A 23,991-nucleotide genomic window follows, 5' to 3' on the forward strand; every position below is an offset into this window, starting at 1 on the left:
TTGAAAATAAAGTAACATGCGGGATTGTTTACAATGAGAGGAAAAAAGTAAACACGTCAAACCCAAACTTCATGTTTGATTACCCTCTCCATAACGTTAATAATACAATTAAAACTCTGACCACAGCGCTAATCTCTCTATGACTTCAGACGTATCTCGGTTTGTATTATCATAGAAAAAAATGCAGTTCAAAGCAGAACTTAAATGTCTCAAAAAAACACCAGAATAACCAAACAATAAGTGTTGCTTATCCTTTAGAGAAATACCGCTTCGAATGGTTAAAATAGGGACCATACGAATTCAGAAAAAAGAGCCGCTTGATTGCGGCTTTTTTATAATAAAGCAACTTTTTCGAACAGTTTTATTCATAGTCTCAACTAACCTTTTTGTTAATTTCAGGTTTATATTTTTCAACAAGTACAATAATCGACGGAAGAATAAATAGAGCACTCATCAAACATAAGAATGTATCAAAAACCGTTGTTATTCCAAACGATCGCAGCATCACAAATTCAGAAAAGATAAGGGTACTGAAGCCAGCGATTACGGTTAATCCAGAAGCCGTAATAGCCCTTCCAATTTTAGAAATTGCTTTGATTAACGCTTCGTCTCGTGATAGGTCGTTCTCAAGTTCTTCTTGATAGCGCTCCATAATCAGGATAGTAAACTCACTTCCGATACCAAGAACAAGTGAAGCTAGTACTGCTGTTAGTGGATTGATCTCAATGTCTAACAGGAACATCATAAGAGAGGACCATCCTACAACAAGCACAATCGGAAGAACTGGATATAGGGACATCTTCCATCGTCGATAAGCTAGCAGAAGTCCCGCGATAATCGCAATTACCCCCATTCCTGCAGATAAATGACGATTTTCAGTCATAGATTCCACCGATTTAATGTTAATGACGTTAGAACCTGCTGGATTCATTTCAACTCCAGATGGAGGATTAATTTCTTTCTCGATCTGACTCAATAGATCAGCTTGCTCTTTCATACCGATATTTCCGATCGTGAAGGAAACAGCTGCTGTTTTTCTGTCACTTGAAATGATATTACTTTTTAGTTCTCCTGGAACTTGGGTTAAAATGGTCTCAATCTCATCTTGTGTTTTTGGGATTTCTCCTCTGTTTGCTTCTTTCACAATCGTTGCGATACTTGTAATTGTCTCGATTTTAGGGTGATTTTTCAGCTGTTCTTCTTCAAAATCTGCGATCCAGTTAACTACTTTAGGATTTGTTACATCATCAGATTTAAGAATGAATGAAATCTCGTTTGTCGAACCTATGATCTTGCGAAGTTCGTTCAGTTCTTTTAACTCTGGCGCTTCTTGTGGCATCAATTTCTCAATATTCGTTTCTACCTTGAGTGAGTGGTCGATATAGAATCCACTTCCTGAAAGCACCACACCTATTGATAATAGAAGAAGTGGTTTCTTTACAGTGAAGGTAGCTAATTTTTTCATGAAACCTTCCATTTTACTAGAGGTCGAAATAGCTTTTGATGTAACAGAACGGTCACGTAACATAAATACCGTGTACATCAACAGCAAACTAACGGTGTAGGAAACAATCACGCCTACAGAAAGCATGATGCCAAAATGTTGAATCATAGGTACTTTTGAGATGAGCAATGTGATGAAACCTAGCGTCATCGCAAAAACAGCGATACCAACTGCTGGACCCATCTTCTTAATAGATTGCATCGTTGCTTCTTTTACAGATTTGCCGGCTTTTAACTCTTCATCATATCGATTGTGGAATTGGATCGCAAAATCGGTACCCAGACCAATTAAAATCGGCAAGATCGCCATGGTTACCATACTCATCGGTACTCCGATATAACCCATGATTCCTATCGTCCAGAATAAAGACAAGAGCACTACAGGAAGCGATAAGAGTCTCCATTTGACTGGGAACACAATAAAGAGTATGACTGCCATTAATACTAGTGAAAGGCCAAGCATGATAGACATATCTTTCATCATGCTATTGTAGATGGCTCCATATATCTTGGGAGTTCCAGATATGTTTGTTTCAAGATTCTTTAATCCTGCTTCATTTGTTATATCACTAACGTCTTCTGTTATGTCAGAAAGTTTATCATAGGGAATACCGCCTTTTATCTTCATGACGATTAAAGCATGTTCTCCGTTTTGAGGCATAATCGTCTTGAACATCTCATTCAAGTTTCCTTCTTTGTCTAACACAAGTCCTTTTACAAACTTCTCATTCTGTATGGATGGTGCGCCTGCTTCCTGCAGTGCCTTAAGATTAACGCCGTTTTGTTCACTCAATTTCTTTAGAAATGCATTCTGTGCTTTTTGAGCGACTTCTTGTTGCTGTGCTGGTGTTGCACCACTCGAAGCAGCCTCTCTTACAGCTTTTTCAACAACTTCTTTTAGTTGCTCTTTCATCTTCAATTGCATGTTTGTAGCTTGATCTGTCCCATTTTTTATAATGTTGTAATAGCTGAATACAGATTGAATTTCCTTTTTTTCTACTAATCTCTCTTGTAACTTGTTAATCGCTGAAAGGTTATCTGTTGATAAAAAATCATCTTGATTACCTGAAAGCAATATGAACAACGTATCACTACCGAATTGATCTTGATATTCTTCCGTGGCTTTATAAATCGGATCTTTGTGAGAAATCATTGTTCCCTGCCCAAGATCAACTTGAACTTTGGTCACACCAAACCCTAGTATCACTGTAAAAAGTAATACAAGACTAATTATCTTTTTCGGACTATGGATAATCTTTTCCGCCAAGAAACTAAACCATCTACTCATCTCTTATTCCTCCTGCATATTTTTAAACACTCTGTTCAATAAAACTCAGTATGTTTAATAAAATTTTAGGAGATAATAAGAGTAACCTCAATGTTCAATATTTATAAGTATGTATAATATCAAACATTTAAAGTGATTCTGACATATTTCATTGAAATATTGAACGAATAATTAATAATTGTTCAATTGGATTTATTGAACATTATGTCTTTTTCTTATGTTACATTTTAATTAGGGAGGGATTATAAAAAATGGCTAAAAAAAGTGACCTTCGTATTATAAGAACAAAAAAACTAGTTAGAGAAGCCTTTTTAGAACTAATCAATCAAAAAGGTTTTACAGCAATTACCGTTCAAGATATCGCTGATGCAGCAACTATTGGTAGAGGTACTTTCTATCTGCATTATAAAGATAAATACGATCTACTCGACCAATTAACAGAACAAACGCTTACGAGATTATCAGATCTAATTCAACCATCCACACATTTTCGTGATAACAAACTAAACTTGGAAGAATTAAGGAAGATGCTTATCCGCGTGTTTGACGCGATACGGGTAGAACAAACATTTTTTAAAACTATGCTTTCTAGTCATGACACACCCAACTTTAATCAAGAACTAACAAAATTTTTCTTTAATAAATTTTCAGCAGAATACGAAAACCTCAACTTGTCTGAAAAAAAGGAACTTCCTAGAGGGATACTTATCAGCTATTTATCTTCAGCTATTCTTGGTGTTATCGTTTGGTGGCTTCAAAATGGGATGATGTATGCTTCAGAGTACATGGCAGATAGTATTACCAACCTTCTTATGGAAGGTCCGGCAGGCTTATTGAACGTGGATTATGAATGATTCAAAAAATATAATATTAGGTTGAATAATATATTAAGAACAAAATTGCAATACATAACAACATATATGTTAATGACATCGTTGTTATTGTTAAAACTGACATTATTGATGATAACATCTACTTGGATGCATAATCATAAGACCAACTTTCTCTTAGAGCATATAGTATTTTCTTCACATTCGATACACTAGGTTCCACTTAACAATCTTCGACAGTATTACTTCCCCAATTAAATGATTAAGTGATAGATATAAGTAAAATGCTCATTCTTCAACTTTAACATATTTTACTTAAACTAAATGGTGGGATTGCTGAATATGGCTATATGTAAACGACATGACAAAAACCTGGTGGTTTTTTTATGTCAATTAACAATTATATTGCTATGTCACCTGCTATAAGGCTTACGGCGCTGATAACTCTTTCCTTTGTTCACTCGTTCTAGATAGAGATTGGAAGTTGAGATATCTGAGTGACCGACTCACTCTTTCACATCAACAAGCGGTACTTCGTTTTCAATCATTGTGGTGACGAACGTATAACGAAACCAATGAGTACGAAAAATCGCATCAAACATATTGTTAAAGCTCAAGTAATAGGAAAACGACCAGACTATCTTTTTTTCTAGTCGCTTTCCATTTTTTATAAAGTTAGTATTAATAAAGAGAACTATTGTTTCCTGGCCATTCAATGACGTCTGTAATCCCAGTATAGATATTTGGCGGATACTCCGCAATTCGGTGTGCTAAATATAGATACCACTCGGTTCCATATGTTAATTGCACGGCTCTGTTTTCACGGGAAAATCATCTATAAGAAACCATTTTTTGTAGAGCGATCTCTCTTTCTTTTCTAACACATCTTGAAACGCTGGAAAATAGTATCCATAATGGTTAAAAAACCGCATCCAACATGACTCTTATACCTTTTTCATGACAAGCGTGGACCAACTGTTTAAACGTTTGTTTATCTCCGAAATGCGGGTTCTCCATATAATCGATCGTGTCATATTTATGATTAGATGTAGCTTTAAAGATCGGAGTCAAATAGGAACCCCTAATCCCCAGATCGACCAAATAATCGAGCTTTTGAAAGATTCCTTTAAGATCTCCTCCACTTACTTTGAATTTGGACATACAATTGATAACTCTTGCGCTTTTTTTCTAACCTTCAATAAGATCACGCTTCACCACACAGATGAGTATTAACCGGTCAGCACACTCTTCTGCATTAGAAATGCATCCCACTAATTTTTTGTTAGATGCTTTAATTTGACAATATAGTTAACACTTTCCTATAATTAAACAAATGTTAAAAAAACTGAAACTTTGATTAGGAGGTAATCACTTTGACTGTGGATTTTTATCAAGCACTAAAAGAAAGACGTTCGTACTATGGGATCTCAAAAGACGTTGGAGTGTCTGAAGAAAAAGTAAAGGAAGTAGTTGAATTTGCAGTAAAACACACTCCTTCTGCTTTTAACTCACAAACGGCTCGCGTTGTCGTTTTGACGGGAGACGCTCATGATAAACTCTGGGATATTACTACGGAAACGTTAAAGAAAATCGTTGCTGAAGAGAATTTTGAAGGAACCCGGCAAAAGTTGGAGTCCTTTCAAGCTGGGTTTGGGACGGTGTTATTTTTTGAAGATGAAGCAGGGGTTCGATCTCTTCAAGAACAGTTCCCATTATATGCTGATAACTTTCCAGTTTGGTCTCAACAATCATCAGGAATGCATCAGTTAGTCGTTTGGGCAGGACTCGAAGCTGAAGGCTTAGGAGCATCTCTACAACACTATAATCCTCTAATCGATGAAGAAGTTAAGAACGAATGGAACATCCCCTCTAATTGGAAGTTAATCGCACAAATGCCATTTGGGAAACCGACTTCACAACCAGGAGAAAAAGAGTTTAAACCGATTGAAGATCGTGTGAAATACTTTAAATAAAACCGGAAAAGTCTAAAGTTATATCTTTAGACTTTTTTTATCGTTTTTTAAACAACTGGTAATTTTCTATGAATAGACTCAACCAAACATACTCTTTAAGCTCTTTATATACATGGGTTTTAAATTAACAACAATATATAAAGAAATGACGAAGAGTCCCAGGCAACCACCCAGGACTCTTATAAAGACTTTGGTTTGTTTTACTATTTATGCTCTTGCCATAAACACTCCGATATTTTCAGCTCTGAAAATTCAGCTGTAAAGCTAGAGTGTTCAGGGCTACACGCGTAGATCCCAACGTTTACAGCATGATCTGCAGAGAACAGATGAAAGATTCGCATTTGCTTATAGTGAATACCGTCATAGGAACACTCGATGCAAAAATCACTTTCACGTCGGCTTAATCTGTAATACATGTGTTTTTGTTTTGCAGGAATATCAGTGGTTGCCCAATCCGAATACCCGTTGTTTGTAACAACACTACCAAGACGTTGAAAGTCTTCATTCTCATATTCAATAGAAGCTTTGAACCAGTTATCACTTGATTGATAGATTATGACGCCACATTGGTCAAAACGTCTTTTAGAATTAAAGTCGGTGCGTACGGTGAATGTAAAGTACTTGTCTTCAACAGGTAAAAGTAACGCCGGAGCATTACCATTTTGAAAACCATAATACGTTCGTTGCCATAAATCCGTATGCGGCTCTGTTGTAATGGATATATGGTTATCTCCAATATCAAACGTAGTAGGTTTTGATAACCATCTATTATTTTCTTCAATAAAATTCATTTGGTACCTCCATTATTCTCAGGTTTATTAAACGTTACAAATAAATAGAAAGATGAGTCATACAAACCTTTTCTAGCATAACCAAACTACCGATAATATAAGGTAGGTATAAGAAAATCATTAATACCAAGATAAACTCAAATTTTTTAGGGTTAAAAACAACAAGAAAATTGAGATATTTTTAAACATGTGTTTAATATTTCCAATCAGCCGACTTTACTTTAATGTCGTAACAATCTTCTGCCCTATTCTTGTCTCCAAGATTAAAAGGGCATGAGTAAGGTTTCCCCCTACTCATGCCCAAATCATGCGACAAAATTAGCCTGTCAGTCACTTTTCACTTCATTTCAATTAATAGCTCTATTTTTTCACCGCTATTTTGTTTGTTACTTCTTCTTCGATCACTTTCATAATATCGAACGCACCATCTGACTTATTTGAACAGATGACCACATTAATAGATACATCCGGATAGTGTGCGGAATGGAAGCTGACACCTGGATCATAGCCCATTACATGATATTTAAAGATGTTGTTCTCTATGTTTTTCTTTATCCAAATACCATAACCATAAAAACTCGTTTCATTGACTTGTGTATATGGTGTTAAAAGCTGTCTTGTGTTTCTTTCGTTTAAGAGTTGGTAACCCATTAATGCTCGCCAGAACTTGGACATATCATAAGCGGTCACAAATGCACCACCATCTGCTCCCCCTTTTACAGGTAATGAATATATATTTGTTTTCCATGTTCCATCAGAGTTTTCAATATATCCTGTTGCAGTATTTGCAGGTAGTGAATCAAATGAAAAGTAACCTGAATCCGTCATATCAGCTTTATCGAATATGTTTTTTTGAACATAATCTGAGAAATCAAGCCCACTTGCCTTTTCTACAATCAACCCCAGTAGAATAAAACCAGCGTTGTTATAAGAAAACGAAGCTCCTACTTGATTTTTCATAGGTTGATCTTGAAACAAGGGTAGAAAGTCTTCTAACCTTCTTATGTGATACATGGGGTTTTCAACCCACAGTTCTTCAAAATCATCCATAAATTCCTCATCAAAATAATCAGGTATGCCTGAAGTATGTGTGAGTAAATGATGGACAGTCACTTCTGAACTAATATGTTTAAAAGGAATGTCTAGACAATCTATTAACTTCTTATCGAATGAGATCATCCCTTTTTCTACAAGTTGATAGATTGCAACGGCCGTAAACAGTTTACATCCAGATGCTATTCCAAAACGCGTATCGATCTTATTTTCTATTTGGTCAGAGCGATTAGCAAAATTCCATGCACTTTCAAATATACCTTTTCCGTTCTCTTCAACATACACAACACCTGAAAAATCAATTTGATCGATTACATCTTTTATCTTCTCTTCTAAAATCACGTTCATAGCCATTCCTCCTGAATTTTTTACTATATCGGTATTTCTGATAAAATTAGGAATGCGCCTGAACAACTAGACTACATCCCTATTATTTTGAAATTATCATTGTAAAAACCGCCTTTTATAAACTTAGTTAGGTTACAAATATGTAAACCACAATCTAAAATATACCATATTTTTCCTTATAATATCGTGTTCTTCGTTAAAATTCTTACTAATTAACCCACTGATAGTAGATTAGATTAGTTAGACATTCACGTTTAACCACTTTGGCTCCCTTTAAGAGTTATTTGTCAATAAGATGAAATAGTAAACGGCTGGCGTAATAGCAATCTTCCAGATACCTATTTTTTGAAAAAAGATTTCATATTTTTGTTCATTATCGAACGGATTTTATATTCTTGATAAAAGATAAACAATGAAACCAAAATGCAGATAGTAATAAAGCAACGGGTCAGTATGGCTATGTCAGACCCATACATGGTGATCGTTCTCCATGGTGTGTTAAAAACAGATTCCAGTGTTGGTATTATTGATAAACCAACAACTAAATAGATACAACCAATTAGTCTATGTCTTAATGTAATTGTCTTTTGTTTCATCAAGTGGAACAACAGAACGAGAGAAAAAAAGAGAGTAATAATAACGAAGAATAATGTGATCCATTGTAATTTATGATCAGCTGAGATGATTTTTGGAGCGCTATTTTTTTCAATGATGCTTCTGATGCCTTCTTTGATATAAGTTGTGTGCATCACATCTGATACATTATTCTTATTGGTCAGTAAAATAAAACCATACTGTTTACTTGGATGAATGAACAACTCAGCTCGTGAGTCCGGAGTTTCCCCGCCATGAAAAAGATACGAATCATCTTCTTTTGTAGATATTCTCCAACCCAACCCATAATAAAATACTTCCTTTCTATGGATTTGAGGGGAAGTATATTCGGTAAAATACTTCTGACCTAGAAAGTTTTGTTTGCCAAGAATGAATGATATGAACTGAATCATATCAGAAGAAGTTGAAGCAATATAACCGTATGGTGAACCACTATCATCAAAGTGGTTAGAACTTTTTATAGGTTTTCCAAACCATGCTTGATAACCTGGTTCATAACCTAATTTTATTGCTTTTTTAAAATCAGATACTGAATGGTCCATACGTAACTCCGTAAAAATTTCGTTCTCCATGTACTGAGCATACGAAGTTTTACTAACCTCTTCGATAACCCTTCCTAATAAGAGATAGTTTGCTGCGCTGTATTGATGCATTCTTCCCGGATCTTTATTAAGTTTAACTCCATTCAGCATCTCTGTTGCTTTTTTAATCGCATCTTTCCCTCTTAGTTTTTGATCTGCGACTTTTAAGCCCTCATAAGAGGAGATGCCACTTGTATGGGATAACAAGTGTCTAATGGTTATCTCGTTCTTAGCATTCCCCTTATCATAATGAAACGAGGGTAGGTACGAATGGATAGAAGTATCTAAATCTATCTTTCCTTCTTCAACCAGTTTCATAATTGCTAAGCTCGTGATTGGCTTACTGATTGAACCGATGGTAAAGAGTGTGTTATTTGTAATTTCCTTTCCATTACTTTGTTTTCCCCAGTTCTCTTGAAAAATTACTTTCTCTCCTTGGACAATCGCCAAGGAAGCACCGGGAATCTGATATTCTTCTAATGATTCCTTCATAAATTGTTCGATTTGCCCTTTAAGTTCACTTTCCTGAGCTATAGTTGTTGATGAAAAGAGTACCAACATTATACAAACCCCTAGTAATGAGATTGTCTTTTTCATCGGTTCACCTCTCATCGGAAGTAGAGAGATGATTTGTTATTAATCTTTCCAACAGAATATAGGAACGATCAATATCAAAATCTTTATCTATGATTTTTTGAAGGGCTAATCCGTCGAAGCAAGCTATCAGAAGGCTAGCCATTTCATCTGCCTCCTCTATCCCGATCTCCCTCAAAGGATTTGATAAACTTTTTCTTCCCATATTCAAGATGTCGATTACTTCTCTTTCAATCTCTTTATTCTTAAGTCCAAGGGAGTAAATCTCATATCGAAAGCGGTACCAATCCGGATCTTTCTCAGATCTACTTTTAATCTCTTGTAGTACCTCTTGAAAGAGAATATTACGTTTTGTTCTGTCGTCATACTGTTTATGATATTTTTCTTGTAGAGTGTGCTGTACCGAAAGAAGAAGTTCTTCTTTATTCTTAAAATAATAATGAATCAACCCTGGAGTAATGTTTGCCTCCGATGCAATATCTTTAATTGAAGCGTTCTCATATCCTTTTTGAGCAAATACTTTATAAGCAGATTTAATTATTTGTTTTCGTTTATCTTCCTTTACCATAAAGGACCTCCCAAACTATTTGGTCAACCAACCAAATTGTAATACATTTCCTATTTAGGGTCAATTCTTTTTTACTCACTAGCAGTTTATATGATGACCATGACAGCTCTCTTAAGGTAGCTGCAAAAAAATCATTTACAGAGTGAAAGAGAAACGTTTTTTCTTTCTGATCAGTCTGTCGTGCTGCCGCCATAAATTGCTTTGAACCATAAAGAAACAAATCTTGCTGAAACAATATGGATGACTTTTTATATATCGACATTATTATCAATATCGACATACACAATAACATATATGTTAATGTTAATATCTTTTTTGTTTACGAACTACTAATAGAAAGGATATAAAATCATTAAAAAACATAGTCCGCAATATCTGTTTTTCTTTAAATGAGTAAAAATGTTTTAATTCTTCTCGATATCTCACTCTGGTTATGACAGATCTCTATCGGTAGCTACAGGTCATTATCAAGTGTTTGGGTCGATGCTACACTTGCTGCTTGGGTGTTATGACCACCTAAAAGCAAAGTGATACCCAAAGTTAAAGCACTTAGACTTTTTTTATTAAACAATTGAATTCCTCCTCTGTAATAATTTGTAAAAACATACATTTTTACCGTATGTTTCAAATTATTTCTTTTTTCTTTATCTTTCTACATAGTGAAACTTTATCTGTTCATTTACGTCTAACGTATACCAAAAAAGAAGGGGATTGTTTTCGTTGAATGTTGTCAAGTTTAAATCGCCTAATACACAGTTAAGCAATGAAGAAAGATTAATTAGCCTTATGGAACAATACGGGGCCTCTTTAAATAAATTAGCTTTTACTTATTTAAAAGACTGGGCAAGATCAGAGGATGTTGTTCAAGAAGTATTCATGAGTTGTTATAAAAACCTAGATGATTTTAGAGAAGAATCAGCCTATCGAACATGGTTATATCGAATCACAGTTAATAAATGTATTGATATCATACGAAAAAAGAATTTATTAGATTATTTTTCCGTCAAAGAATTAAAAGAATATCTTATAAAGAAAGATAACAGTGCAGAAAATGAAATGCTAAAAAAGAATGATGAGTATGACCTGGCTAAGCATGTAATGTCCCTTCCCCTAAAATATCGAGAGGTCATGGTTTGATCTTTCTATAAACGAAATATCCTTAATAACTAATATTAACGTACAGACTATTAAAACAAGACTTAAACGAGCAAAAGAGCAGTTGAAAAAAAGTTATGAAAGGGGTAATTAAAATGGATAAGAAATTAAGTCGCTTGAAACGTGCACTTGATTCAACCTATTTTAAAAATAGTTCATTTAAGGAATCTCAAAAGTACTCTATTCTAAACAACATTAAGAATAATGAATTGGATAAAAAACCAAGTTTTATAATAAAAAAGGCTTTAAGTTTAGGTGTGATTTCTGCTTTAACGATTGGGATAGGCTTGTTCACTTTCGATAAAATGAACACTCAAGATGCTAAGGAACCTAATATGATTAATAGTGAAATTTCAACAAATGCAAATGCACCGGTTGTTAAAAAACAAAATAAAGATCTTTCTAAAGAAGAGGTAAATTACCTCTTACTCAACAGCATGGATTATTTTGATACAGCAAAAGGAAACTTAGATTTTAAGTCCAAAAATCAAACGGAGACAAATATTGAGTACCAAGTAGATATGAATAAAACCAATCCTATTGGGTATGAGAAAAATGGAGATATAATTAAAATAGCTAAGAACGGCGAATACAAAACCATTAATGCTAAAACCGAAAATGTAATTAGAAACGCGGGGTATGAAAAATACGTTGAAGCAACGGATGAAGAAAAGAAGGTAGAAAACCGTTACTCAAAAGGTAATGATGGAAAAGAAATTTATAATATTAGAACCGATCATCCTATTGTTGGGATTGCTAAGGGATCTCTCTTCCCCCAAGAGATCACTACAAATCTTCTTCAAGATTATAATAATTGGACCATAGAAGATCAGAATACTGACTATTTAGGCCGAGACAGTATTATAATCAGCGGTTCTTTAGAGGAAGACAATGCGATTAAATTTAGCAGCAAGACATTTAAATTTTGGGTCGATAAAAAAACAGGTATCTTGCTTACTTATGAAATTTATGATGCACAAGGAAATACGGTCGAATTCCTAAAAACAAAGGACATAATGATTAACGAGAAGCTTGATGATTCAATACTTAAATTAAATTAATAAAATCTAAAGAAGACAAACTCCTATCAATTTAGAAAGGGGTTTGTCTTTTTAGCTCCTTTACGTTTGGAGTAAAGGAGTGCTTCCTGATAACCATCGCCTTTGTTGTTCAGCAATGAATGCTGACTAACCTCGTCACTTATATTTACTCCATAGCATTTCGCTTGAAATGCTGTTTTTTCTTCTATTTCTTATAATCAGATCGTCACCATGATCTTCTTAAGTTCTTTTAAAACAAAGTTTTCTCGGTGTATCCATACGTTTTCTTCACATTGATTTATCATGGTCTCGTTTTGTTGGATGGCCTCATCAAGATCTACCCATTTAGGTGTATATTCTTGATCAAACTCATAATCGTCTAATTGTTGAGCAACTACCTCACCGGTCAATTCACAGAGATAGTAATGTGAAGTCGTTTGAAAGATTGCTTCTTTATCATAATCATCTCCATGTCTTTCAATGACAACGCCCATTTTTTCTCCAATTCTACTTAGATAGCCTGTCTCTTCTGCTACCTCGCGGATTAGACCTTCAGCATGACTTTCATGATGTTCGACTCCACCACCAGGAAATTTAAAGTCTCCAAGGTTTGAATGCACCATAAGAATTTGATTGTCTTCTATAATGATAGCCCTGACCGCTTCTCTGTGGTTTATCTTCATTTTGTTTTCATCAATAATTGAATGTCCAAACAATTCATTAAAAATAAGAATCCCTCCATTCTAAGCTAATTATCTTCAATCACTACCCTTTATCTTGTTATCCCTTTAAAAGGAAAATTCTTATTAGAGAAATGCACCACGTTACTTTAAATACAGGATGCCACTATCAAACTTGAGTAACAGCCTTTTCTATACATTTATATTGTTTATTACCTTTAAATTTCTTTTCTATTGTGGGTTTCCGGTTCGTTCGGTATGGCGGTATCCGCAAATAGAACAGGAACCTATCGGTGTGTAGGTGAAGGATGAACCGTACAGACCGTGGTTATCGGTCTATTTAATACCGAAGCGACACGTTACAGAGTGACAGAAAAGCGTTTTTCCTTTCTGATCAGTCTGTCGTGCTGCCGCCCGAAATTGCTTTGAACTATTAAAAAACAAATTCTGTTGAAACAAAATGGCTTTCAAAGTATTATAACTTTATATATATCAGCATCATTATTAAAATCGACATATACAATGACATATGTGTTGATGACATTATCCTTTTATGTATGTTAGTCACAAAATAGAAAACACTATGAAACCATTAATAAACATAATCCGCTAAATCGGTCTTCTTTAAGTCATCTAAGAATGTTTTAATTCTTTCCGATATCTCTCTCTGGTCGTGACTGATCTCTTTAGGCAGCTGCAAAAGAACATAGTTGAGAGGGTTGCTGTTGAGCTTACTAAAGGTCGATTTAAAAATCACATACATATAAAGATCGATGGAATCAGCTGTAACATCAAAGAATATCTCTATTCTTTCATACTTCTCTTTATAACGTTCTGTCGGTTTAAATCTTACGGATTGTAAAAAGACGTGTTGTCTTGCGTCCAACATAGATGCAAAATCTCTCTTCACTGCTTTTATGATTTGTTTATCCATCAAAGCTTCTCGAACGTTCACGGTGAATCCTAACTCATCCTGAAATGTCTTCATACAGAGTTCCATAAATGGATGCATCTTTACTTCTACAAAATCTTTATCTTCAGGATCTAGTGTTCTGGGTATCTCTACATTGGTTTTTACCCATAGTTCGTTTTCATAGAGAGGCACAGGAAGGTTTTCGGGTAACAGAAAATTGAATGCAATACGTTCTTCTTCGTTCTTTCCGATTTCTTTACCAACAACAATCTCATGACTAAAGAACGGATAATGAATGTTTTCATTTCCAAAATTATAAGTCTTTACAAGTGAATGAGTGATGGTTTCTATTCTTCTCGATTTATTGCCACCATAAAGAATTACCTCCCCCTGTACGTATTCCCCAGGTATGAAGATTGGAGTATGAATGACGGTATCCACTTTAACCAATCCCACCATAACACTTGAGAGTATTTGTTTGAACATAGAAACCCTCCTAATCTCTTAAAACTTAATTACGGTTATAAATGCGAATAGTTTCTCTAAATGATTATCACGTCTTCACACTGGTTCATACCCGTCAGATCTATTAGTTCAACCATCCCTGATTTGGCTAACTTCTTAGCGTTTGGTGTAAAGTAACGGTTCGTGATAACCATGGCATTTGTCGTTCGCCAATAAATGCTGCCTGAACTGATACGCTGAATATACTCCAAAGCATTTCCCTTGAACTGCTGTTCTTTTTCATCTCTTCCTTGAAATCAAATCGCACCATAAGATCGATAACCGCTAACTAAAAACTGAAATTTAGTGCTCGAGTCAAAAAGGAAGTCTTCAAAGTGAGGGTTAACTTCTATTTCAATCATGTCCCTCACGCACCTTACTCTTGATAATTATTTCGATTGGACACTACATCTCACCCACCCCCGAGTGATTGTTTGTTTTATAGTAATAAAAAAGACCACTCTTAGATGAGTAGTCTTAGGGTTAAAAGCTATAGTCATAATATTTACTGTGTTCGTAGTCATATAATGATAAAGACTTACCACTAACAGTACCACTAAAATGATTACTTACATCGTAGTCATATCCTTCAAATTTATTATCTTTCATTTTTAACTCTATAGAATTTCCATTGCCGTAATGATATAAATCAAATTGCCCGTTCCTACTTCTACCACTTACATGACAACCAATTTCATAATCGTAAACATCAACATTATCCACTGAAACTTTTCCGTCTATAGTGATATACTCCCCTTCACTATAATCATAAACTGAACTTTTCTTTAAACCTGTTGCTAATCTCAGTGCAATGTAAGCAACACTTGCTCTAGTTTCTTTTTTCATAAGTAACCCTCCTTTTATCTACTAAGTTCGACAAAAGGGGATATTTTCCTATCAATTTGTAAATTCTTTAACTCCTCTATCATATATACGGTATTTGCACGATAAATTAAAGTTTTTCTAATTTTTTTACGTTATAAATAATATACAAATCCCATTTTGTCTCCAATTCTACTAAAATAGCCTGTCTCTTCTGCTACCTCGCGGAATAAACCTCTGCATGACTTTCATGATGTTCGACTTCACTACCAGGAAATTTAAAGTCTCCAAGGTTTGAATGCACCATAAGAATTTGATTGTCTCCTATAATAACCGCTTCTCGGTTGATCTTCATTTTATTTTCATCAATATCAGAATGTCCTAACCATTCATTAAACATATTGACCCCTCCATTCTGAGCTAATTACTTTCAATTACTACCCCTTATCTCCTTATTTGATTTAAAAATTTTTTATAGATTAGCTTTGATAGGTCTTGAGTATAAGGTCAATAACAGTGTGGATGTAACTTAGGATACCTTTTAGGATTACAATCATGCTAACAGTAATGGCTGTGTTTTTATGGTTTGAAGGTGGGCATAAAATCAATTAAATAAATGGAAGAGCACATGGAATTTCTTTCTAATTTTGTCTTGAACACTTGGATGTTTAAATAAATAATATAGATATGCGTTTTTGAATAAATTAGTAATTATTCAAAAAAAGATAGGAGAATACATATGAATCACATTGATACACAGCATCAAATACTTAAACAGCTTTTTAAAAATTCAGCTGAGATTTCTCAATTAAAGAATAATTCACCTCTGTTTAGAAACAAACTGCTAAATACTCCATTTACTTTTAAAAATAAATCACAAGAAAATTATATTAAATGGATACTCAATAAAACCCATTTTCAATTTTTTTTAATGCCTTTAGAGAAAAATGGCATTATAACACTAGTAAAGCATAACTTTAATAGTTTAGTAGGATTAAGATTTTGTGATGACTTAACACCAATAACTAAAAAGATCTTTGATAAAAAGTATGGCTATGCGGTAGAAGTTGTGTATTTGCATTCATTTAAAAAAGGTGAAGGCTCCAACATTTTAAGAGAACTAGATAATCTTATGATAAAAATAGAGATCCCATTAGTTTTATATACTGAAAAGAAAGATTTAATAAGATTTTATGAAGAGCGTGGATTTGTGAATTATGGTATTCAAGGAGATAACAAAGAATATCTAATGATTAAATTTCCGTGATTTAATATTTTACAAGCTCGCGTTTATTTTGAAGATTGAAGTTTATAAGAATGAAGAGCATCCGATATAAGAATCGGGTGTTTTTTCTTTTAGAAAGGAGAATTAATCTTGAGTGACTGGTTAGATAAAACAATAAAGTACTTATTAATAGTAGGATTAGTAATATTCATTTTTATTATTACAATTGGATTTGTTAATGCAATAGGAAAGGATTATAAATATGCCATTGTTGGCTTATTAGGATCTGTTATAGGTGGATTTTTAACATTAATAGGTGTTTGGTGGACATTAAAGGAGCAATATAAAACGAATTTTTTAAATGATTTTCCTAAGAAAATTAGAAGTTTTGATGAATTAAAACAAAAAATAAAAAATATTAATAGTGAAACATTTTTCTTAGAGTCTGAACTTCACTCTGCTAATTTGGACAAAATGTATGATCAATTACTAGAGGATTTAAGAATGCTTACAGTTGATTTAGACGGTTCATCATATTTTATTGTAAATAAGCTAGATGGGCTATTTAAGGCATATAAAAAAGAAAAGAGGGAGGTATCAAGTTATTTTTTAACTGGACCAAATAACTATCCAATGCTGACAGAAGAATCAAAACGCGAAATTAAAAAAATTCAAGAAAAGTATGACCTTATTATATTAAACATAACAAATGATTTAGAAGAACATGGCAAAGTGCTGCTTAACCAGTACTTTAAATACAAAGAGTAATGGCGGAAGAACGGCAGAGCATTAAGCTTATAAGGTGTTAATATGATATTAAGCAAAAGAATTGAACGGACAGCCAATGGGTTGTCTTTTTTGTTTGAAGGAAATTGTTTCCTTTTGCCGAATTTCATCTGGTGGAAGGGGATAAAAGCTTATGAATTTCGAAACAAAATATTTAATAAGATGGGGAATACCGGGTTGGGTTTTTTTGTTTTTTCTATTTTCTACTATTGTTGTAGGGAAAGATTTATCAGTCGTTACTATGTTAAAAACCGGTGGCACAAAGTCTGTTGGATTAGTTATCGCATTGGCTGGAATCGGAGTACCAATAGGCTACATGTTTCATCAGGTCAATTTCGGAATACATTGGTTTGGTAAACAGAACTTATCTAAAAATATAGGTTACATATCCAATTTGCTTATTGATGTTGATGAAAGTAAAGATATAACAGGGGAAAATGTAGAAGATTATTATCTTATCGAATACTTAATGCACAATGAACTTTCAAAGTTAGATGAACCAAGATTAAATTACCTTTCAGAAAGATATAGGCACTTACTTTCAACAACTCATAGCCTAGGAGCTCTTCGTCAAAGCCTATTTGCGGCTAGTATATTTCCATTGGTATTTTTCTTTAACACATGGCATTTTGAAATATTACTGATAACAATTGTTTGCCTAGGTATGTTCTGGAAAATAGGTCAAAATTATAATTATTACTCAAAAAAAACAATGTATTTTCAAGGGAGATTAATAAAGGATTTATTAAAAAAATAAATAACATTCACAGCACCTTTATTATAGGGTGCTTTTTATTTTGTACTCCATTCCTGTTAATGCAACATTCTCCACTCTAATGTTGCACCTTCCTATCATCGTGACCACAGCGATTAAGGAGTGGATCGTGGGGGTTTAGGAGTTGAGTTGATATATTGTATATGTCAAATTAAGCACCCACCATATCTTGTTATATATGTATCAAACAACATATATGTCATTTACTCTCCATCCTACTCCCTCTACATAGACTAATTCAGTCTTTACCACCATTCTTTCAGTAGATCCTACACTGTTGTAGTTTGTTGATATTTTGAACTCATTTAGAAATTCAATCTCGCTTTTAGACACTTGATGTTTAAAAAGTTTGATGTTCGAGATAGAAGACGAGACGTTTTCTTTTGACTGGGGTATTCCGTTACCTGAAGGATGCGTTGCTTTATAGCCTGCTTTGGTCATGAGGGGTTTGATATTCTGATACCGCTCAATCGGGTTGTTATAGGTAAAGAAAGACTTTAAGAACTTTCTGTTCACTTGTTCCGCTTGAGATGTTCAATGTGAGAGACCGCTTCTGCTTGTTGTTTGTAGTTCTCCTGATTGGCTCGTACTTCACTCAATTAGCAATAATCCTATTCGTAAAATTCAATACAAAATCCTGAGCATATACCTAAAATGAAATTTTTCATAAGTATTAGTTGTCATATATGCATCAAAAGTACCGAATAAATTGTACCAAATAAGGAAAACTGGATACTTTTACTCCAATAATCAATTGGAAATTTTCATAGTTTCATTTTCTAAGGAAATGTTTCTAAAACATTACTCATAAGGTATAATTTGGATAATTGGCAGGTGGGTTATATGAAATCATGGGAAAAGATCAGATATTTTCGTAAAAAATCGAATATATCGCAAAATTCACTTTCTGAGGGGATATGTTCAGTTTCTTACTTAAGTAAAATTGAGAACGGTCAAAACGAACCTTCTGAAGAGATTCTTCTATTGTTAGGTAACCGTTTAGGGATTGACTTAAGTGAGATAGAACAAGAAGATACTTCAATAGAAAAAATACGATTATGGTTTAAGTATATATTCAAAAGAGACATATTGAACGCAAATAAATTATATACAGAGATAAAAGATTTTAATGGCCATAAAATTGAAACCACCATACGTTATAAGATCATCCAGAGTCTGCATCATTTAATCATAGAATCTCAGTATTCAATCGTTGAAGAAAATGTAAGAGAGCTTAATTTGAGTAATGAGATATTAAAAGAGACAGACCTTTTTTATCTAAGTCTAGTCAAGGGGGTGTATCATTACTATAAAGAAAATTATTCAGATTCATATACCTATTTTAAAAAAGCTGAACAACATATATCCAAGGTAGAACTTCAAAGCTGGGAAAAAGGATATTTATACTACCTGTTAGCTTTAGCCGCTAATAAGCTTTGGAAAAATTTGATTTGCCTGGAATATACCAGGGCGGCTTTAAATATCTTTGAGGAACTGTACGAATTTAAAAGATGTGCAGATTGTCGTATTCTATCGGGAATCATTAACCAGCGAATAGAAAATTGGAAAGAAGCTACTAAACAACTTGAACTAGCAGAGACAATTGCTGATTCCTTTTCCGACGATAAACTCAAAGGAAAAATCTATCATAACTTGGGTTATATTGAAGCAAGAAAAGGAAACTCACAAGCTGCAATAGACTTGTTTAGAAAAAGCTTAGTACATAAAGAAGGACTAGATACAGCGGTTCAAGTAACAACCTTATATTCCTTAATCGAATTCAACTATAAATTTGGAAACTTTGAAGAAGGCAAAAAACTACTTGAACGAGGTATAAAGCTTGTTAAAAAAAATGAATCCTTACAAGACTACTATTATCTCTTTACCTTTTATTCGAATGTCTATACATATGGAATCGACCATGACATAACAGCAGAACATCTATTAAAACAAGTTGTACCTTTTTTTGAAAGGACCAACAAATGGGTTTACCTATCAGAATTCTACCCCATATTAGGAAAGTATTTTGATAAAAAATCTAAATACAAACAATCTTCTAGTTATTACTATTTAGCAAATAAAGCTTTTAAAAAAATTGCACAGTTGGAGGGTTATTTTTTAATTGATTAAAAAATTAGAAGCACGGCACTAATTTTTTACAGTCCTATTTATGTTTAGCGCTTTATCATTCTTTTTAAGGTAGCATCCTCTTTTTGTTTAAAACCACTCGGGAAAACTAGATAAAATTTTGTATTTTTTTCACTTCCTTTCAAAAATTTTATTGTTCTGTACTTTTACAAAATTAACTGCATTTTCCGTGTCCGATTTAGGGATACGTTTCCTATTTTCTTTTTCTATTTTTCCAACAGAACTAGGAAGATAGATAACCTTTTCAAGTCCTTCTACAATCAGTTTTGCGGCTAAAATTACAATGGTAAAACAGGCAATAGGTGCTATAGCAATCCACGGATAGGATGTCCAGATGAATCTCCACCACCCTCCTATTAAACCTGACCATTCGTTTGTTACGGAACGGATTGTAGTTTGCATAAAAAGGTCTTGTTTAGGGGTTCCACCACCTACAAAAATCTCTAGAATTCCAAGGTGTGCGATCAGCAGCATAACAGCAATAAATTCTCTAAAATATATAACGGCAAGTTGCGGTGCCAATATTGGCCTTACATGTTTGGTTAGTACACGAATTTTGCTAGCCCCTAAAATCTTTGCACTCTCAATGAAGTCTTCTTTTAAAACCTTTTCAATCTCAGAAGAAATCAAAACTGTAAGTGATGGAACTGCGATAATTACCAAAACGACAATGTTTATCGTCAATCTTTCAGAAAGAGAAAAAGTAAACTGATCATCTTCTAAATAATCATGTAACAAAACCCATTGAAGTAGAAAGAATGCAATAAAAACTGTAGGAAAAAAGTTAAATGAATTTAGTACATTTCTCAAAAACTTTAACCTGTTTGGAATAAAAGTGCTTACACATATAGCAGCCAATACCGAAACAAGGAGTCGAAGAAACGTTACAATTAACGCAATTCCAATCGTATATTTAGCACCCACCAGTAAGATATGAAAAATGCTGTATCCCGAACTATCTGAACCCAAAGGAGGTAACAGTCTAGGAGAAATAGGTGTCTTAATGATATTGCCATCGTTATCATAAATAATTTTTATGCCAGGTTGAGGAATATGATCGTCGAATACTACTTTATAAAAGATGCTGCCGAAAAAAATAATCATTAGAACCGCTGCACCTGTAAAAAAGCTCTTATTCTTTAATAATCGCTTAATCATTTAAAAGTTCACCTTTTCATTTGTCAGCTGATTAATAAAAAACCTATAGAGATTAAGCAAGAGATAAATTGGTACAAAGAAGAGAACGAGACAGAAAGCGATTACTTCAATATTCGGATAAATAAGAATTACGTAAGTGATTCCATAGATGTTAAACAAACGTTCAAACATTACAAGATTGGACAACATTACCCAGTTAATTGATTTAGCATGATTGTATAAGCTAACAAGTGTGTTCCTAAAAATATGAACAAACAGTAAATAAAGATTAGATAGCCCTTTGCTCAATCCAAATTCGACATAAGTCTTCTGGTACTCGTCTTGATTTAAAAGTACCGATATCTTAAAGAAAAGAATTAACGGTAAGATACTTAGCGTGACTATTGGTAGAAAATACGCTTTTTCAAATGCTCCAGCGACTGGAAATAGTAGGACACCTGTGTTTTTAAAGATTTGTACAACAGAGAATTGAATGACGATAATGATAAAAATATCAGGCAATGCTTCAAGGATGGTTACAATATAGACGATTCGTTCGGACACTTTTTTAGGCAGAAGGATCGTGATGAATGTTAAAAGGTTTCCGAGAAGGAAAGCTAATAGAAGAGAACTGCAAAAAATAATAACAGAATAAATATAATAAGACCAAAATCCAGGAAACAAGTTAAAAGACTCTTTTGTGTAGGGATGCACAAGATCTTGGTAAGGATCTAAAAAGAAATCAAAAATTGATAAACAGTTGTTCCAAAAACTATGAAGATTTAAATCAATCTCTCCTACGAATAACCCAAGAAATGCGCAAATGCCAATGATAGAGAAAGTAACCATTATAAAATTTGCTATAACCTTCAATAAGTTACCCTCCTATTTAATGATCGAGTTAACTTTTGTATTATTTTGTAATTTTATCGTACCTCAAATATACTGTTTGCGGTATTGGGAAAATGTCTATTAATTATGAATACAAACCCTTATGAATTTTTCATACTTTCATAAATAAACAACAGAGGAATGGTAAAAACGCCCGCCAAAAAGTAGTGTTTTCAAAATATGACTTATATTTATATAAAAGTGTATGAATTATACGATAGAAATATCTTCGATTTTCCATCCTACTCCCTCTACATATACTAATTCAGTCTTTATCACCATTTTCTCAGTAGATCCTACACCGTTGTAGTCTGTAGTCACTTTGAACTCATTTAGAAATTCGATCTCTGTTTTAGAGACTTCATGTTTAAAGTGTTTGATGTTCGAGATAGAAGACGAAACGTCCTCTTTGGATTGGGGTATTCCGTTACCTGAAGGATGCGTGGCTCTATAACCTGCTTCTGTCATAAGAGGTTTGATGTTTTGATATCGTTCACTCGGGTTGTCATACGTAAAGAATGACTTTAAAAACTTCTTATTCACTTCTTCCGCCTGGGAGGGCTCTATATTCGAGACCGCTTCTGCTTGTTGTTTATAATTCTCCTGATTGGCCCGTACTTCAGAGAGCTGACTTCTTAGACTGAACACATAAAGGATGACAAGCACCATCATGATGATGAAGCCTGCAAACATGAGAAAAAATGACGTTCTTCGTTCCATGTTTCAACCCTCCTTATAATACACGTCTATATCCTAAGAACGGATACAGCTGTTTCCACTCGGTTACGGATGAATACTCTACCCCGTTGTCGTTCGCGTTGATGAACTGATCGTTTCCGACATACATCCCCACATGACTCGCACCCGCTTTATAGGTAGAGAAGAAGACGAGATCCCCTGGTCTGATTTTTTCTTCTGCCACAGGAACCGTCACTTCATATTGCATTTGTGCTGTCCCGTTTAACGGTTTTCCGCTCAGTCCGAATGCGTATTCGAGTAGTCCTGAACAATCAAATCCTCCTGCAACAGGTTTTCTTCCTCCCCACACATACGGAAACCCTAGATAGTTTTTCATCACATTATGTACGCGTTCCACATCGAACGCTTGATTACCGTTTGAGACGGTCGGACCACTGCCATTCACATAGCGAAGCACATGATCCACGTAATGAACATCCCCATAACTCTCCCAACCTTGTTTAGCTGCCATCATCTCACTAAAAGCAACAGCTACTTCTTTTGAGTACCCACCGTTCTCTTTCGCGTACGGAATGAATCCTGCTCCAAAGTTATACGACTGTAGAGCGATTCTAATATCGCCGTCCGATTTCTTTAACACATCCGCAAAGTACTTGACTCCCGCTTGTATCGAGTACTCTGGGTCGATCAATGCTCCACGTGGAAGTCCAAGTGATTCGGACGACTGCATCACATCCAGATGACGACCACCTGATTCTTGTTGGACAAGAGCGAGTAATAAATCCACCTGTTCAGAGATCCCTTCTTTTTCTGCGTACTTTCGTATGAGCGGTTCCCACCGTAACACTTCTTTTGTAATCTGTGCGTTTCCGTCCGTTGAAGTGCTATAAAAGTCTTCATCTAACTCGGAATCCCCACCAAGCGATAGCGCGACAAAGAGCGCGATACCGATCAGACTCGTGAGAAGTAGAACACCTAGAAGAAGGAGCCATGTGGTGGGTCTTGTTAAAAGATACGCTTTGATTGAACGTTTGGCGGTCTTACGTAACACACTTTGCATGTAAAACTCCTC

24 protein-coding genes and 1 pseudogene are annotated in these 23,991 nt (G+C 34.4%); 9 read left to right on the top strand and 16 right to left on the bottom strand.

All coding sequences use genetic code 11. The annotated features are described in order from the left end of the window. Positions 1–373: 373 nt before the first annotated feature. Positions 374–2,791, bottom strand: a complete 2,418-nt coding sequence (locus tag ABE65_RS11415) for an efflux RND transporter permease subunit (RefSeq protein ID WP_066394913.1) — start codon at positions 2,789–2,791, stop codon at positions 374–376. A gap of 251 nt (positions 2,792–3,042) precedes the next feature. Between ABE65_RS11415 and ABE65_RS11420 the strand changes: the two genes are divergently transcribed. Then, complete coding sequence (locus ABE65_RS11420; protein WP_066394916.1) at positions 3,043–3,645, top strand: TetR/AcrR family transcriptional regulator; 603 nt, start codon at positions 3,043–3,045, stop codon at positions 3,643–3,645. Between the two features lie 785 nt (positions 3,646–4,430). Here ABE65_RS11420 and ABE65_RS11425 read toward each other — a convergent pair. After that, positions 4,431–4,761: pseudogene (locus ABE65_RS11425) on the bottom strand (alpha-amylase family glycosyl hydrolase); the annotation flags it as partial. Positions 4,762–4,994: 233 nt separating this feature from the next. Between ABE65_RS11425 and ABE65_RS11430 the strand changes: the two are divergent. After that, entirely contained in the window at positions 4,995–5,594 is a 600-nt protein-coding gene (locus ABE65_RS11430; protein ID WP_066394922.1) for a nitroreductase family protein, read from the top strand. A gap of 203 nt (positions 5,595–5,797) precedes the next feature. On the opposite strand, the gene ABE65_RS11435 is transcribed toward ABE65_RS11430, so the two are convergent. From ABE65_RS11435 to ABE65_RS11450, 4 genes are all read right to left on the bottom strand, one after another. Then, positions 5,798–6,385: a DUF1349 domain-containing protein gene (locus ABE65_RS11435; protein WP_066394924.1), complete on the bottom strand. Its 588-nt coding sequence runs from the start codon at positions 6,383–6,385 to the stop codon at positions 5,798–5,800. Between the two features lie 360 nt (positions 6,386–6,745). Next, the gene (locus ABE65_RS11440) at positions 6,746–7,786 is read right to left on the bottom strand and encodes a serine hydrolase domain-containing protein (protein ID WP_066394925.1); all 1,041 of its coding nucleotides are present in this window, start codon (positions 7,784–7,786) and stop codon (positions 6,746–6,748) included. A 338-nt stretch (positions 7,787–8,124) separates the two neighbouring features. Further along, entirely contained in the window at positions 8,125–9,579 is a 1,455-nt protein-coding gene (locus ABE65_RS11445) for a serine hydrolase domain-containing protein (RefSeq protein ID WP_066394928.1), read from the bottom strand. A gap of 4 nt (positions 9,580–9,583) precedes the next feature. Further along, positions 9,584–10,144, bottom strand: a complete 561-nt coding sequence (locus ABE65_RS11450) for a TetR/AcrR family transcriptional regulator (RefSeq protein ID WP_066394930.1) — start codon at positions 10,142–10,144, stop codon at positions 9,584–9,586. A gap of 720 nt (positions 10,145–10,864) precedes the next feature. Here ABE65_RS11450 and ABE65_RS11460 point away from each other — a divergent pair. The 3 genes from ABE65_RS11460 to ABE65_RS11465 are packed head-to-tail and all read left to right on the top strand — an operon-like array spanning position 10,865 to position 12,360. Beyond that, complete coding sequence (locus ABE65_RS11460; protein WP_082861393.1) at positions 10,865–11,281, top strand: sigma-70 family RNA polymerase sigma factor; 417 nt, start codon at positions 10,865–10,867, stop codon at positions 11,279–11,281. Between the two features lie 25 nt (positions 11,282–11,306). Further along, positions 11,307–11,393 (top strand): hypothetical protein, encoded by an 87-nt coding sequence (locus ABE65_RS22430; protein ID WP_419471050.1) that lies wholly within the window; start codon positions 11,307–11,309, stop codon positions 11,391–11,393. A gap of 1 nt (position 11,394) precedes the next feature. Next, positions 11,395–12,360, top strand: a complete 966-nt coding sequence (locus ABE65_RS11465; RefSeq protein ID WP_066394933.1) for a hypothetical protein — start codon at positions 11,395–11,397, stop codon at positions 12,358–12,360. 197 nt (positions 12,361–12,557) lie between these two features. Here ABE65_RS11465 and ABE65_RS11470 read toward each other — a convergent pair whose 3' ends face one another. From ABE65_RS11470 to ABE65_RS11485, 5 genes are all read right to left on the bottom strand, one after another. Further along, positions 12,558–13,022, bottom strand: a complete 465-nt coding sequence (locus ABE65_RS11470) for an NUDIX hydrolase (protein WP_066400079.1) — start codon at positions 13,020–13,022, stop codon at positions 12,558–12,560. Between the two features lie 589 nt (positions 13,023–13,611). Further along, positions 13,612–14,418, bottom strand: a complete 807-nt coding sequence (locus tag ABE65_RS11475) for a sporulation protein (RefSeq protein ID WP_066394936.1) — start codon at positions 14,416–14,418, stop codon at positions 13,612–13,614. Positions 14,419–14,474: 56 nt separating this feature from the next. After that, complete coding sequence (locus tag ABE65_RS21890) at positions 14,475–14,648, bottom strand: restriction endonuclease (RefSeq protein WP_156499165.1); 174 nt, start codon at positions 14,646–14,648, stop codon at positions 14,475–14,477. 271 nt (positions 14,649–14,919) lie between these two features. Beyond that, positions 14,920–15,282 (bottom strand): hypothetical protein, encoded by a 363-nt coding sequence (locus ABE65_RS11480; RefSeq protein ID WP_066394939.1) that lies wholly within the window; start codon positions 15,280–15,282, stop codon positions 14,920–14,922. Between the two features lie 193 nt (positions 15,283–15,475). Beyond that, the gene (locus ABE65_RS11485) at positions 15,476–15,658 is read right to left on the bottom strand and encodes a hypothetical protein (protein WP_066394945.1); all 183 of its coding nucleotides are present in this window, start codon (positions 15,656–15,658) and stop codon (positions 15,476–15,478) included. A gap of 339 nt (positions 15,659–15,997) precedes the next feature. On the opposite strand from ABE65_RS11485, the gene ABE65_RS11490 reads away from it, so the two are divergent. The 3 genes from ABE65_RS11490 to ABE65_RS11500 all read left to right on the top strand — a co-directional run bounded on the left by ABE65_RS11490 (position 15,998) and on the right by ABE65_RS11500 (position 18,026). Then, positions 15,998–16,525, top strand: a complete 528-nt coding sequence (locus tag ABE65_RS11490) for a hypothetical protein (protein ID WP_066394947.1) — start codon at positions 15,998–16,000, stop codon at positions 16,523–16,525. A 108-nt stretch (positions 16,526–16,633) separates the two neighbouring features. Then, on the top strand, positions 16,634–17,251 hold the full coding sequence (locus ABE65_RS11495) for a hypothetical protein (protein WP_066394949.1): 618 nt from the start codon (positions 16,634–16,636) through the stop codon (positions 17,249–17,251). A gap of 151 nt (positions 17,252–17,402) precedes the next feature. Then, on the top strand, positions 17,403–18,026 hold the full coding sequence (locus tag ABE65_RS11500) for a BA5345 family protein (RefSeq protein WP_066394951.1): 624 nt from the start codon (positions 17,403–17,405) through the stop codon (positions 18,024–18,026). 201 nt (positions 18,027–18,227) lie between these two features. Here the strand turns inward: ABE65_RS11500 and ABE65_RS11505 are convergent, their stop codons facing one another. After that, positions 18,228–18,560, bottom strand: a complete 333-nt coding sequence (locus ABE65_RS11505) for a hypothetical protein (protein WP_066394952.1) — start codon at positions 18,558–18,560, stop codon at positions 18,228–18,230. 327 nt (positions 18,561–18,887) lie between these two features. Between ABE65_RS11505 and ABE65_RS11510 the strand changes: the two genes are divergently transcribed. After that, positions 18,888–20,174, top strand: coding sequence for a helix-turn-helix domain-containing protein (locus ABE65_RS11510; RefSeq protein WP_066394955.1), 1,287 nt, complete (start codon positions 18,888–18,890; stop codon positions 20,172–20,174). Between the two features lie 129 nt (positions 20,175–20,303). Here ABE65_RS11510 and ABE65_RS11515 read toward each other — a convergent pair whose 3' ends face one another. The 4 genes from ABE65_RS11515 to ABE65_RS11530 all read right to left on the bottom strand — a co-directional run bounded on the left by ABE65_RS11515 (position 20,304) and on the right by ABE65_RS11530 (position 23,979). Continuing rightward, positions 20,304–21,350, bottom strand: a complete 1,047-nt coding sequence (locus ABE65_RS11515; RefSeq protein WP_066394956.1) for an ABC transporter permease subunit — start codon at positions 21,348–21,350, stop codon at positions 20,304–20,306. After that, the gene (locus ABE65_RS11520; protein ID WP_082861394.1) at positions 21,351–22,202 is read right to left on the bottom strand and encodes an ABC transporter permease family protein; all 852 of its coding nucleotides are present in this window, start codon (positions 22,200–22,202) and stop codon (positions 21,351–21,353) included. A gap of 228 nt (positions 22,203–22,430) precedes the next feature. Continuing rightward, positions 22,431–22,940: a hypothetical protein gene (locus tag ABE65_RS11525; protein ID WP_066394958.1), complete on the bottom strand. Its 510-nt coding sequence runs from the start codon at positions 22,938–22,940 to the stop codon at positions 22,431–22,433. A 13-nt stretch (positions 22,941–22,953) separates the two neighbouring features. After that, complete coding sequence (locus ABE65_RS11530; protein ID WP_082861395.1) at positions 22,954–23,979, bottom strand: bifunctional lytic transglycosylase/C40 family peptidase; 1,026 nt, start codon at positions 23,977–23,979, stop codon at positions 22,954–22,956. Positions 23,980–23,991 lie beyond the last annotated feature (12 nt).

The sequence above is a fragment of the Fictibacillus phosphorivorans genome, assembly GCF_001629705.1.
GTDB lineage: Bacteria > Bacillota > Bacilli > Bacillales > Fictibacillaceae > Fictibacillus > Fictibacillus phosphorivorans_A.